Source organism: Glycomyces sp. YM15 (assembly GCF_016918015.1).
GTDB lineage: Bacteria > Actinomycetota > Actinomycetes > Mycobacteriales > Micromonosporaceae > Glycomyces.
Map to the genome: position 1 here is coordinate 131,115 of NZ_JAERMK010000015.1, position 11,834 is coordinate 142,948.

Here is an 11,834-nt window from a genome sequence, read left to right on the forward strand (position 1 = left end):
TGATCGTCGTTATCCAGGGACTGGAACCACCTGGATCGCGAACCCGGACCGAGGCATCCTGGTGGGATGGGAACCATGACCGCGACCACTACGGCAGCGGACGCCGCCGACGCGACCCCGGCCCCCGCCGAACCCCCGCAGCTGGCCGAACGCCGCCGCGAACTCGCCGATTTCGTTCGCTCCCGCCGCGAGCGCCTCGCCCCCGAGGCCGTCGGCCTCCCGCCCGGCCGCAGGCGCCGCACCCCCGGTCTACGCCGTGAGGAGGTAGCGCAGCTCGCGTCCGTCGGCGTCTCCTGGTACACCTGGCTCGAGCAGGCCCGCGACATCACGGTCTCGCCGCAGGTCCTCGACGCGATCGCCCGCGCCCTCCGCCTCGACGCCCCCGAACGGTCCCACCTGTTCGGTCTCGCCGGAGTCGTCGACCCCGCCCCGCGACCCACTGTTGTCGAAGTGCCGCAGTCGCTTCGGGCGGTGCTGCGGCAGGTCGAGCCGTTCCCCGCGTCGATCCAGAACTGCCGCTACGACCTCCTGCACTACAACCGCACGTTCAGCCGCCTGTTCACCGACCTGGACGCGCTGCCGCCGCGCGACCGCAACTGCATGTGGCTCGCCTTCATGGACCCCGGCTGGAAGCGCGCGCTGGTGGAGCGGCGCGAGACCCTCGAGCTCATGGTCGCGAACTTTCGGAGGTTCGGCACCGCACACTACGAGGAGGTGCACTGGCGCGAGCTGGTCGACAGGCTGCTCGCGGCCTCGCCGGAGTTCCGCGAGATCTGGGATCGGCGCAACGTCGCCGACAAGGTCCAGGAGATCAAGATCTTCCGCAACCGTGACGTCGGCCTCGTGCGCCTCCACGCCGACCGGCTCTGGACCCAGCCCGGGTGGGGCATGCGCCTGACCGTCTTCAGCCCGGCCGACGACGAGACAGCCGAGAAGCTCGAACGCCTCCGGCGTCTCGCGGGCTAGGCCGACGCTTACGGCATCGGCACGAACGGCTCCGTCAGGTGCGAGGACGCGACGTGGAGCACGGCACCGTCTTCGGTCCGCAGGAGCCGCTCCCTTGAGCGCCTTGCCGTCTCGCGGTCGATCTCGTACACGTACGCGAGTTCGGGGTAAAGGAGCTGGATGGCGTTCACCAGCAGGTCACCGGTGATGAGCGCCGATTCGCGGCCGTCCGCCACGACCACGCTCTGATGCCCCGGCGTGTGCCCCGGCGTCGCCACCACCCGGCCCGCCCGGAGCGGCGCGTCGCCGTCAAGGAGCCGCAGCTGCTCCGAGGCCCGGAGCGGGTCGATCAGCGTCTCCCGGAGCTTCGGGTTGAGCATGTCGACCGCGTCGAACTCGGCCCGCTGGATCAGGTACTCGGCGTTGGGGAAGAACGGGCTGAGGTCGGTGCTCGGGCCGTCCCCGCCCGTGGTGACGGCCTCCTCGGTCACGACGGCCCAGCCGATGTGGTCGGTGTGGAGATGCGTGAGCACCACAGTGTCCACTTCGGCCGGATCGATGCCGGCCGCCGCCAGGGACTCGGGGAGCCTGCCGGGCAGGGGCGCCCACGTGGCGGGGGCGTCGGCCGGGCCGATCCCGGTGTCCACCAGCGTGAGGCCCTTCGGGCCGCGGATCGCGAAGGCCCGGAAGTTGAGCGACCAGCGGCCCTCGGCGTCGACCGCGCCGGGGTCGAAACGGTCGACAGCCGCCCAATGCGCGGCGGTCGCGTCAGGGAACGCCTCCTCGCGAGAGGAGAAGGGGAAGGGGCCCACGCCGTCGGCGAGGGCGATGATCTCGGCCGAACCGATCCGGATCATTGGAGGCGGGGTTACGGACATGCCGCGATCCTGCCACGTGAGGGGAGCGGGTGCTGCAGCGCTACCGGCCCGCGCTCGGTTTCGCGACGTACCGGTGGAACAAACCCTCCCCGAAACAGATCGCGGCGGCGATGAGCACGAGTGCGGCGAGGAGCGCGAACATCTGGGGTTGACCGCCGGTCCAGTCGACGAGGACCGCACCGAGCCAGGGGCTGAGGGCGATCGCGATGGTGGCGGGGGCGGTGAGGATGCCGTGGAGTGTGGCGTAGCCGCTGGGCCCCCAGCGGTCGGTGATGGCGGTGGCGTCGAGCAGGGTGAAGGCGCCGCGGGCGGCGCCGAGGAGAATGACGGCGGTGAACACCAGGCCGAGGGGCCCGGCGATGAGGGCGGTGGCCAGAGTGGCCGCGGCGCCGATGGCGAGGATGAGGACGGCGCGGATCGTCGGGCCGGTGCGGATCGCGATGGGTGCGTAGGCGATGCGGCCGAGGAGCTGGCCCGCGCCGCAGATGCCGAGGGCCCAGGCGGCGGTGGCGGTGTCCATGCCGCGTCCGGTCATGAGCGGGACCAGGTACAGGTTCGAGGTGCTCATCGCGAACGCGGCCAAGGCGATCGCGACGGCGAGGGCGATGAACGTCGGCGAGGCGATGATCTGCCTCCGGTCCGGTACGGGCGCGATCCCCTCGCCGTTCGCGTCCGGAAGAGGAGCGGGCCAGGGCGGGTCGAGGGCGATGGCGTGGGCCGGGATCGTGACGGCCGCCAGGATCGCGGCGAGGGCGAGATAGGTGTCGCGCCAGTCGAGGTGGCTCGCGAGGTAGGCGGTGAGGGGCGCGTAGACGGTGCTGGCGAGGCCTCCGGCGAGGGTGAGGATGGTCAGGGCCCGAACGCGCTTGGGGCCGTACCAGGTGGTGATGGCGGCGAACGCGGGCTTGTAGAGGACGGCGGCCTGGGCGATGCCGGCGAGTGTCCAAGCGGCGGTGAACGTCCACAGGTTCGGCGCGGCCGCGACGCCGGCGAGCGCGACCGCGGCGAGTGTCGAACCCGCGGTCATGACGAGGCGCGGCCCGCGGTGGTCGAGGAGGTGCCCGACCGCGATCCCCGCCAGGGCGGAGGCGGCGAGCCCGGCGGAGAAGGCGCCCATGACGGCGGCGGTCGACCACCCGGTGTCGGCGGTGATGTCGCCGAGCAGGACTGGGAGGGCGTAGAAGAGGACGCCCCAGCTGGTGATCTGGGTGGCGCATAGGGCGATGAGGACGCGGCGCGGCACGGGTGGGTGCGCGCCGGCGGTCTCGAGGGGTGCGGTGCGGGTGGCCATGGGGTCAGGTCTATCCGATTTCCTTGCGCGCGTTCAACACGAGGGCGGACAGCGGCCGGGCGATGCGGGCCGCGTCGCGGCCGACGCCTCGGATGCTGGCCGAGGAGAGGCTGCGCTGCCATTCGAGTCCGACGAACGCCAGGCCCGGCGGGTCGGCGGCGAGTCCGCCGTTGTGGCGGGGGTGGCCTTGGGCGTCAAGGACGTCGAGCCCGGCGAGGTAGTCGAGGGCGGGCCGGTATCCGGTGGCGAGGATGACGGTGTCGACGTGCTCGCCGGCGCCGTCACTCCAGTTGACGTGGTCGGCTCCTAGGGCAGTGAACATGGGCCGGTGGTCGGGCCGTCCGGCGGCGATGGCGGTGCGGTAGCGGCCGGTGTCCAGGACGGGGACGGTCGGCGGGTGGGTCAGGAGGCGGCCGATGGGGGCGGTGTCGAGTCCGGTGACGGTGTACCAGAAGTGCAGGTCCCGTCCGAGTGGTCGTTGCGGTGCGAAGCGGAGCTTCCCGCGGGTGGTGACGGTGACGCGGGCGAACTCGGCGAGTTCGGCGGCGATCTGTACGGCGGAGTTGCCGCCGCCGACGACCAGGACCCGCTGGCCGGCGAAGGGCTCGGGTCGCTGATAGTCGGCGGCATGGAGGACCGTTCCGGTGAATCCGTCGAGGCCGGGGAGGGCGGGCCGGTGGGGGTTGGTGAAGCCCCCGGTCGCGGCGACGACGGCGCGGGCGTGGAGCCGGCGGCCGTCGGCCAAGTGCGCGGTGAAGATCCCGTGATGGTGCTCGACCGCCCGGACGTGGTGGCCGGTGCGAATGTCGGCGTCGAGCCGTTCGGCATACGCGGCAAGGTAGTCGGTGACTTCGTCGCGGTGCGGGTAGCGGTCGGGATCGCCGGGGAAGGGCATCCCGGGCAGGGCGGAGTGGCGGGCCGGGGAGAACAGGGTCAGCGACCGGTAGTACTTCGGCCACGCACCGGTCGGGGCGCCGCCCGCTTCGAGGACGACTGGGCTGATGCCGCGCTTTCGGAGGGCGTGCGCGGCGGCGAGGCCGGACTGGCCGGCGCCGATGACGAGGGTGTCGATGAGGTCCATGACCGCATCATATCGTCATTCCATGATTTCATGAAATGACGATATGTGTCTAGGATGGGACCATGGCGACTGCGACTCCCGATCCCGCTCCGCCCGTCCCCGACGAGACGACGGCACGGTTCCTGAAGGCCCTGGCGAGCGAGGCCCGCCAGCGGTTGATGCTCCTGTTCGCAGGCGGTGCCGAGCTGAGCGTGGGGGAGGTGGCCGATCAGTTGGAGATCGGACAGTCCACCGCCTCCCAGCAGCTCGCGCAGCTGAAAGACGGCGGGCTGCTCACCAGCCGCCGGGAGGCCAAGACCGTCTACTACCGCGCGGACAAGGTCCGGATCGGTGCCGCGCTCGATCGACTCCGCGGCTTCCTCGACGGTTGCTGCTGACGCCGCGAGCGCATCGCCGAACCGCCCGCCACCAGGCGGGTTGCCCTGGAGTCCACTCCAGGTCCTACACTTCGGGCCGTACCGGCCCGAGGCGCGCGACCCGCGCGCGGAGGACGCAACCAAGAGGGGGAACGCGATGACACGCGTGGCAGTCACCGGCGGCAGCGGCAAACTCGGACGCGCCTGCGTCCGCGACCTGATCGAGCACGGCTACGAGGTCGTCAACTTCGACCGCGCCCCCTCGCCCGACAACCTGGCGCCTTTCCTCCAGATCGACCTCACCGACCACGGCCAGGTCGCCTCCGCCCTCACCGGCGTCGACGACCGCTACGACCGCCTCGACGCCGTCGTCCACCTCGCCGCCATCCCCGCCCCCGGCCTGCGCCCCAACTCGGCGATCTTCCACAACAACATGCTCAGCACCTACAACGTCTTCGCCGCCGCCAAGACCGCCGGCATCGACAACATCGTCTGGGCCTCGAGCGAAACCGTCCTCGGCCTCCCCTTCGAGACCCCGCCGCCCTACCTCCCGGTCGACGAGGAGTACGCCCCCCGCCCCGAATCCACCTACTCCCTCGTCAAGACCCTCGAAGAGACCATGGTCGACCAGCTCTGCCGCTGGAACCCCGGCCTCAAGGCCACCGGCCTGCGCTTCTCGAACGTCATGTACGTCGAGGACTACGCGGCCTTCCCGGCCTTCAACGACGACCCGACCCTCCGCAACTGGAACCTCTGGTCCTATATCGACGCCAGGGACGGCGCGCTGGCGATCCGCCTCGGCCTCGAACGCGAAGGCACCGGCAAGGAGGTCTTCGTGATCGCCTCGCCCGACACCGTGATGACCACGCCCACACCGGAACTCGTGCAGACCCACTACCCGGACCTCGAACTCAAGCGCCCGGTCGAAGGCCACGAGACGCTCCTGTCGATCGACAAGGCCCGCAGGATTCTCGGCTACGACCCGAAGCACACCTGGCGCGACCACGTGTGAGCGCGACGGAAGGGCGGGGCCGAAGCCCCGCCCTTCCGCCTCCGCGGGCGCGCGCTCAGCCCGCGATCAGCTCCTGCGCCTTGACCGTGTAGTCCCGGATCTGGTCCTGCCAGGTGTACGTGTCCACCTCGATCGCCGTATAGTGCTCGGCCACAACGGTGTCGTAAGTGGACGCCGCGGTCTCGCGGTAGCCCGTCCCGTCGCCGCAGTCGGCGAACGCCACCGCCATCTCGATCTCATACGCGCGCTTCCCCTCGAAGTCGGCGGGCACGTCCGCGGGCAGGTCGGGAGCGGGCGGGTTCGTGTCCGCGACCGCCTCCTCGCCCGGCGGCACCCCCTCGTCGAACGGCTCGCCCGTGTACAGCATCGCGGAGTAGTCGCTCATCACGAGCCGCCCGGTGTCGTTGAACTCCCAACCGGCGTAGCCGGCCTCGGTGATGCAGTCGAGGAAGACGCCGTGCTCCTCGGACATGCGGTTCGCGTACTCCGCTTCCATCGCCTCGAAGTCGACGACCGGCTGCTCCGGCCGCCACTGCCACATGAGGTAGCCGCCGTCGAGATCGAGTTCGACCTGCTTCGGTTCCCCGTAGAGCGCCTCGATCATCTCCAACTGGCAGCCGCCGGGCTTCGGTCCGCTCGGCATCGCGCCCTCGTCGAATTCGAGCGAACCGTCCTCTGAGGAGCCACCTTCGCCGGCCGGCTCTCCGGTGCCCTCGAGTGCCGCAGTGGCCTCCTCGCCCTGGTAGGCGACGCTCCACGCGCGGCGCTCGTCATCGGGCAGCGACTCGAACGCCGAGTTGTCGAACACGGGCTCGTCCGCGAACGGATCGGGGAACGCCGCCTCGTAGTAGTCCTGCGTCTCCTCGGAGTCGAACATCTCCTCGGTGTGGGCCCACCAGCCGAAACCCCACTCCGCGGCGATCGACGCCTCGGGAAGGAACTCCTGCGTCGGGTAGTAGTCGACGAGCGAGGTGAGCTCGTACGGCTCGTGCTGCCCCAGCTCCCGCTGGTCGTGCACGTCGAAGCCCTGCTCCTCAAGGCATTCGGCGATCACCCGGTCCTCGGCCGCGTCCAGCTCCTTCGAGAGCCGCACGTTCTCGTTGGCCATTTCGAGCAGCCCGGCCGCATCCACCGTGCCGCCGTCCGCCGCGTCCTCGGCGTCGTCGGAGCCGCCGCCCGATTCGGAGCAGGCCGCGGTCGCTGCGAGCGCCGCGACGACGATCAGCCCCGCCAGGCGCCAACGGACAGTGTGGTCTCGCCGGTCGAATTCACGCATACGCCGGAGACGCCGCGAACCGCTGCGGGAGTTGCAAACGCCTCCAGGACTACTGGAGACGTTTGCGCCATTCGAGATCGGTGATCCGCAACCGCGTGGCCTCCGACCCGTCCCAGGTGGTCTGGAACCCGTGCGCCTGGAGGACCTTCACCACCTCGTGCCCGACGGCGACGGTCTCCTCCGTCAGGTTCGACCGAGAACCGTAGGCGAGGTACAGGACGCCGTCGCCCGCGGTCTCGGTGTCCTGCATGTGGAAGAACACGTAGCCGCGATCGTCCGGGTCGGCCTCGTCCCAGATCTCGGCCGTCCCGCAAGTCTGGCAGCACGTGAAATGCTCCCGGGCGACGATGCCGCCCTCATCGAGTTCCCTGAAGGCCTCGGTCAGTCGGTCGCAGTCCGTGATGTCCCATTCCGCTTGCGCCGCAACGCGCTCGCGCCACATCGGCGTGAGGATCTCCCGGGCCTGGGCCTTGGTGATCGGCGGTTCCGCCTCGGACATCTCCACCAGATTGCGCACCATGTCGTCGAACGACAGGTACCCCTCCTCGAGGTACCGGGCCGCCAGCACCGTCGTCTCCGCGGCCGCCTCAGGGGCGGGCGCGGGCACCGGCTGCGGGTGCCACCACTCCGCGGGCTCCCACGAATGCGCGCCTTCCCATCCGGGTTCGTTCCGCGCCCAGGCCACGAACAGGTCGGCGGCGACATCCGCGTCGAGCACCGCCTCCATCCAACCGTCGTCGCCCTTCCGGAACGACACCCGGAGGCCGCCGGTCCCGGCGTCGGCCGCGGTCTGGACGGCGTCATGGGGGAGGTACGGCACGCGGTCCACGACGATCCATTCGGCGCCGCCGTCCGCCACACTGAGCACGCGTGCCCTCAGTTCGCTGGCGGTGAGGCGCTCGAACGGCGGGCGCCGGTCGTCGTATCCGCGGATCGCCAGCGGCGCTTCAGGAGTGCTCATTGAGGATGATGTCCTTCAGTTCGATCAACGTCTCGATGCGGTGACTGGCCCGCGAGAAGTCATGTCCCTTGGTGAAGTCGTTGTGAACGATGACGCAGTCGATGCCGGCCGCCACGGCCGACTGCAGGCCTCGGGAGGAATCCTCGACGACCAGTGTCGCTTCCTTGGCGGCGCCGAGGCGCCGCAGGCCGGTCAGGTACGGCTCGGGGTGCGGTTTGGAGAGCGCGTAGTCCTCGCGGACGAGCACGAACTCCATGAACTGCCTGATCTGGCGATGTTCGTGGATCAGCTCGAAATCGACGCGCTTGGCAGTCGTCACGATCGCCATCCGGACGTGCTTCGACAGTTCGGCGAGCGCTTCGACGACGCCTTCGATCTCGATGGCCTCGGTCCGCAGGTACTCCTGGTAGTACTCGTCGCGAACCCGCCGCTGCCTGTCGATGGTCCGCTCGTCGATGCCCGCGGCCCTCGCCTGCGCCCATGTGCCCGCACTCCGGGTCATGTCCCGCAGGTACCGCTCCTTGTCCAGGGTGAATCCGACGTCCGCCAGTGCGCGCTCCCCGGCCTTGTAGTACCAGGCTTCGGTGTCCACCAGAACGCCGTCATGATCGAAGAGCACGCACTGTTTCATCGCGCCGGTCCTCTCGTCAGACCTCGTACCAGATGTGGAAGTCGTCGTACTTGTGGACGCCCGGTGCGCCGTCGACCTCGCGCACGGCCTCCTGCAACGCCCGCAGCTGCGCCACCCGCATCGGCAGTGCCGCCTCGTCCGGCTGATACGTCCAGCCGCGCGGATAGTCGACCCCCGGCTGCACCGACATCTCGACATGGCAGCCGAGCACGTGCGACACCGGATGCGCCTCGCACCACGCCACCAACCGGTCCACAGTGGCCGCGAACGCGTCCCAGTCCTGCACGTACAACCGGCCCGGATAGAACGTGTCCCCGGTGAGCAGCAGATGAGTCCACCGGTCGTAGAATACGGCCGCCGACGAGTGGTGTCCCGGCCCGGGCACGACATCGACCACTCGGCCGCCCAGATCGAGCTCGCGCGGCGTCGCAGGCCAGTCCTCGAAACCGTAGAACGCCCGCACCGCATCGAGACCGGTGCCGACCACGGTGGTGTGCGGGCGGTCGGCGAACTGGGCGTCGGCCGCCTTGTGGTCGCCGTGACCGTGCGTGTGGGCGACGATCAGCCGGTACCCCTCGCGCGGATGACGCCCCAGCCAATCCTCGATGTGCGCGTCCACGACCGCGCGCAGCGGGAAGTACTCGGGCTCCGGAGTCGCCCCGGTGTCGATCAGCAGCGCCGCGTCATTGCCGAACAGCAGGAACATGAACGGCGCCTCGTAGTTCACGGACTTGTTCTGGCGCATGATGATCGTGTGCTCATCGGCGGCATGCGACTGGATCTCCGGAGCCGGATCGTGCTTCGGCGACGGCCAGCCCGCGTGCCAGTCCACTTCCAGATCGGGCACGCACCCGCCCGGACGGAACCGCACCGGACGGCCCGACGGGCCCGAACCACCGGCAGCGGCCGGACGCTGATCGAAAGCCATGGCACCCACGGTAAGGGTGCCCAAAGCACCGGCTGTCAACAGGCTGCGGCGTGTCGCGGTCATGTCTACTCCTGACGTGAAGGGAACGGAACCCCAGTCTCGCCACCCCCGGCGGCGCGCACCTCATGACAGCGAATGAACTGCGCCCCAACCTCTCCCGACCAAAGTCGCACCCGCGAACCCCACTCCGGGCGGACTACCCTTCCGAGCGATTCGATACAGTGACCGCCACGGACCCCGCCGCACCCACCCCAGGAAGGCGGTCGCCCACATGCGCCGTTCCGCAGTCACCCTCCTCGCCGGTGCCCTCGCGCTCACCGGCTGCTCCGACCGGCCCACCGAGGTCACCGAAGCCGACATCACCGCCATCGAGGCGAGCATCGTGAACGGCTCCGCGCTGGCCTGGGAGCTGACGCAGGCCGAGACCCGGGTCGCGAGCATGTGCATGCAGGACGAGGGCTTCACCGTCCACGACACGACCCGCCTGCACGGCAGCATGTTCCCGAACCGCTTCGAGGGCTTCGACTCCCCGTACGCGCGCATCCCCACGGTCGAGCAGGCTGAGAAGTTCGGCTTCGGCACCTGGGTCTTCGCCTCCGATTCCGATGAGGCCCTTGCCATGCGCGAGGACATGGACTACCTCGCCTTCACCGCCGAGGACCAGGGCTGGCATTCCGACGCCGAGGACGCGTCCCACGCGGAGTGGGACGCGATGGACGAGGAGTACAAGCAGGACTGGATGGAAGCCTTCGTCGGTCCCGAACGCGCCGCCTACGACGCGGCCATGAACGCGGCGTTCGAGGGCGCCGACACCCCGGAAGAGGCGGACGCGGTGGACGTCGATGATCTGGGCCCCCAGCCGCCCTTCGGCGGCTGCGAACTGAAGACCATCGAGATCGTCTACGGTGAACCGTTCCACCGGGAGATCGACGGCGAGGACTACTGGAGCCGACCCGACCTGGAAAGCCCGCTCACCTGGATCGGCGACGGCGAACTGTACGCCCAACTCTCCTCCGACTACGCCGACCAGGAGGAGGACTTCCTGCTCTGCGTCGACGAACGCGGTTACGGCGAATGGGAGTTCGACGACTTCGGGGGGCTGCCCACTTGGTGGTATCTCGAACAGCTCAACGGTGGCGGCACCTATTACGAGGGCATGGAGGAAGAGGTGCCGCCGCTGACCGAGGAAGCCGAGGACACCGACGACCCCATCGCGTACGAGTTCGCGATGGCCCTCGACTTCGCCGAATGCGCCGAGACTTCCGGCCTGCGCGACGGCACTGACGAAGCCTGGGCCCGCATGAGCGTCGAGAAGGTCATCGACCGTGAGTCCGAGGTCTACGCCTGGGAGCAGCAGATCAAGGAATACCTCGCCAACGCCCAGGACTACATTGCCGGGAACTAGGCCGCCCGAGCGCACCTGGCCACGGCTGACGCCGGGAGTCGAAAGCCATCGTGAGCAAAACCTGCTGTGCTTCATCCACATCGGGCGGCATCAGCAGGATATTGCGTTGAGGCCCTAGGATCCGCAGCATGGCCGAAACCAATGATCGCTCCTTGGACGACATCGAGAGCGCCTGGGCCCTGGTCGAAGCGGCCCTGCGTCGTGTCCTGCCCGATTCCCTGCCGCTGCTCGCGGGGCCGGCCGAGGCGTCAGAGATCGATGCGATCGAGGCGGAGTTGGGGGTGACCCTGCCGCCGGATTTCCGGGCCAGTCTCCGTATCCACAACGGATCGAATTACGGGAACCCCGCACCGGTGCCGCTCGAATACCTGTTCGACACTGGTGAAATCGTCGAGATGACGCGGGCATGGCACTCCGAAGCAGACCCGGACATCGACAATCCTCCCGTCATGGCCTGCCTGATCGATGCGGGCATGATCCACGTGAGCGGGCCGGTGCGACCGACCTCGAGCCTCAGGAACAGGGTGGTCGTGGGCACGATGAACGGCGACGTCAACTGGTTCATCGACCTTGACCCGCCGGAGGGCGGCACCCCCGGGCAAGTGGTCCGGCTCGACCTCGAATGCTGCCAGTGGGACGTCCTGGCCCCGTCGTGGACGGCACTGCTGGTCCGCTACGCCGAGGACCTGGAACGGTTCGCGGATGATCCCGAGAGTTCCACGCTCGAAATCGATGAGGACAGCGGCCCAATGAGCGAATGGGGCGTCGATCCCGTCGACAAGCCGCCGCGTCCGGCGTGGCTGCGGGACGTGGAGGCGCGCCGACCGAGTACCTGGAACTGGTGACCGCGGGCGGTGAATCCGCCACCGCAAGGTGAGATCGAGCGGGGCCCGCGTACGAACACCGTTCCCGGCTGCGAGCACCGGAAGGGGCCGGGCCACCTGGCGGATTCTAGGGGTGGTTGCAACACTGCTGGTTATTCGCTGGTGTGGATGAGTTTAGCGAGGCGCTCGGCTGGGGTTTCCCAGGCGAGCGTTTTGCGTGGGCGTCCGTTGAGTTCGGCGGCGACG

Annotated in this window: 12 protein-coding genes; 5 read left to right on the top strand and 7 right to left on the bottom strand. The window is 69.4% G+C overall.

The window, feature by feature from the left end; all coding sequences use genetic code 11:
• Positions 1-75 precede the first annotated feature (75 nt).
• Positions 76-966 carry a helix-turn-helix transcriptional regulator gene (locus JHY01_RS17210; protein WP_205326886.1) on the top strand — a complete coding sequence of 297 codons (891 nt, stop codon included), beginning with the start codon at positions 76-78 and terminating at the stop codon, positions 964-966.
• An 8-nt stretch (positions 967-974) separates the two neighbouring features.
• Here the strand turns inward: JHY01_RS17210 and JHY01_RS17215 are convergent, their stop codons facing one another.
• The 3 genes from JHY01_RS17215 to JHY01_RS17225 are packed head-to-tail and all read right to left on the bottom strand — an operon-like array spanning position 975 to position 4,195.
• The gene (locus tag JHY01_RS17215) at positions 975-1,823 is read right to left on the bottom strand and encodes an MBL fold metallo-hydrolase (protein WP_240192895.1); all 849 of its coding nucleotides are present in this window, start codon (positions 1,821-1,823) and stop codon (positions 975-977) included.
• A 40-nt stretch (positions 1,824-1,863) separates the two neighbouring features.
• Positions 1,864-3,114: an MFS transporter gene (locus tag JHY01_RS17220; RefSeq protein ID WP_205326887.1), complete on the bottom strand. Its 1,251-nt coding sequence runs from the start codon at positions 3,112-3,114 to the stop codon at positions 1,864-1,866.
• A 10-nt stretch (positions 3,115-3,124) separates the two neighbouring features.
• Positions 3,125-4,195, bottom strand: coding sequence for an NAD(P)/FAD-dependent oxidoreductase (locus tag JHY01_RS17225; protein ID WP_205326888.1), 1,071 nt, complete (start codon positions 4,193-4,195; stop codon positions 3,125-3,127).
• A gap of 62 nt (positions 4,196-4,257) precedes the next feature.
• On the opposite strand from JHY01_RS17225, the gene JHY01_RS17230 reads away from it, so the two are divergent.
• Both JHY01_RS17230 and JHY01_RS17235 read left to right on the top strand, forming a co-directional pair.
• Entirely contained in the window at positions 4,258-4,572 is a 315-nt protein-coding gene (locus JHY01_RS17230) for a helix-turn-helix transcriptional regulator (protein ID WP_205326889.1), read from the top strand.
• 136 nt (positions 4,573-4,708) lie between these two features.
• The gene (locus JHY01_RS17235) at positions 4,709-5,563 is read left to right on the top strand and encodes an NAD(P)-dependent oxidoreductase (protein WP_205326890.1); all 855 of its coding nucleotides are present in this window, start codon (positions 4,709-4,711) and stop codon (positions 5,561-5,563) included.
• Between the two features lie 55 nt (positions 5,564-5,618).
• Here JHY01_RS17235 and JHY01_RS17240 read toward each other — a convergent pair whose 3' ends face one another.
• The 4 genes from JHY01_RS17240 to JHY01_RS17255 are packed head-to-tail and all read right to left on the bottom strand — an operon-like array spanning position 5,619 to position 9,422.
• Complete coding sequence (locus JHY01_RS17240; RefSeq protein ID WP_205326891.1) at positions 5,619-6,839, bottom strand: hypothetical protein; 1,221 nt, start codon at positions 6,837-6,839, stop codon at positions 5,619-5,621.
• 49 nt (positions 6,840-6,888) lie between these two features.
• Positions 6,889-7,800, bottom strand: coding sequence for a hypothetical protein (locus tag JHY01_RS17245; RefSeq protein ID WP_205326892.1), 912 nt, complete (start codon positions 7,798-7,800; stop codon positions 6,889-6,891).
• Positions 7,787-8,431, bottom strand: a complete 645-nt coding sequence (locus JHY01_RS17250) for an HAD family phosphatase (protein ID WP_205326893.1) — start codon at positions 8,429-8,431, stop codon at positions 7,787-7,789. The genes JHY01_RS17245 and JHY01_RS17250 overlap by 14 nt, the downstream gene beginning before the upstream one ends.
• 16 nt (positions 8,432-8,447) lie before the next feature.
• Positions 8,448-9,422 (bottom strand): MBL fold metallo-hydrolase, encoded by a 975-nt coding sequence (locus tag JHY01_RS17255; RefSeq protein ID WP_240192896.1) that lies wholly within the window; start codon positions 9,420-9,422, stop codon positions 8,448-8,450.
• Between the two features lie 208 nt (positions 9,423-9,630).
• On the opposite strand from JHY01_RS17255, the gene JHY01_RS17260 reads away from it, so the two are divergent.
• Together JHY01_RS17260 and JHY01_RS17265 are read left to right on the top strand one after the other, a co-directional pair.
• On the top strand, positions 9,631-10,764 hold the full coding sequence (locus JHY01_RS17260) for a hypothetical protein (protein ID WP_205326894.1): 1,134 nt from the start codon (positions 9,631-9,633) through the stop codon (positions 10,762-10,764).
• A gap of 152 nt (positions 10,765-10,916) precedes the next feature.
• Positions 10,917-11,609, top strand: a complete 693-nt coding sequence (locus JHY01_RS17265) for an SMI1/KNR4 family protein (RefSeq protein ID WP_205326895.1) — start codon at positions 10,917-10,919, stop codon at positions 11,607-11,609.
• Positions 11,610-11,834: the final 225 nt, after the last annotated feature.

Bases quoted from the DNA above. Each gene is read 5' to 3' on its own strand.
- JHY01_RS17210 (WP_205326886.1), top strand. From the start codon at position 76: ATGACCGCGACCACTACGGCAGCGGACGCCGCCGACGCGACCCCGGCC.
- JHY01_RS17215 (WP_240192895.1), bottom strand. From the start codon at position 1,823: ATGTCCGTAACCCCGCCTCCAATGATCCGGATCGGTTCGGCCGAGATC.
- JHY01_RS17220 (WP_205326887.1), bottom strand. From the start codon at position 3,114: ATGGCCACCCGCACCGCACCCCTCGAGACCGCCGGCGCGCACCCACCC.
- JHY01_RS17225 (WP_205326888.1), bottom strand. From the start codon at position 4,195: ATGGACCTCATCGACACCCTCGTCATCGGCGCCGGCCAGTCCGGCCTC.
- JHY01_RS17230 (WP_205326889.1), top strand. From the start codon at position 4,258: ATGGCGACTGCGACTCCCGATCCCGCTCCGCCCGTCCCCGACGAGACG.
- JHY01_RS17235 (WP_205326890.1), top strand. From the start codon at position 4,709: ATGACACGCGTGGCAGTCACCGGCGGCAGCGGCAAACTCGGACGCGCC.
- JHY01_RS17240 (WP_205326891.1), bottom strand. From the start codon at position 6,839: ATGCGTGAATTCGACCGGCGAGACCACACTGTCCGTTGGCGCCTGGCG.
- JHY01_RS17245 (WP_205326892.1), bottom strand. From the start codon at position 7,800: ATGAGCACTCCTGAAGCGCCGCTGGCGATCCGCGGATACGACGACCGG.
- JHY01_RS17250 (WP_205326893.1), bottom strand. From the start codon at position 8,431: ATGAAACAGTGCGTGCTCTTCGATCATGACGGCGTTCTGGTGGACACC.
- JHY01_RS17255 (WP_240192896.1), bottom strand. From the start codon at position 9,422: ATGACCGCGACACGCCGCAGCCTGTTGACAGCCGGTGCTTTGGGCACC.
- JHY01_RS17260 (WP_205326894.1), top strand. From the start codon at position 9,631: ATGCGCCGTTCCGCAGTCACCCTCCTCGCCGGTGCCCTCGCGCTCACC.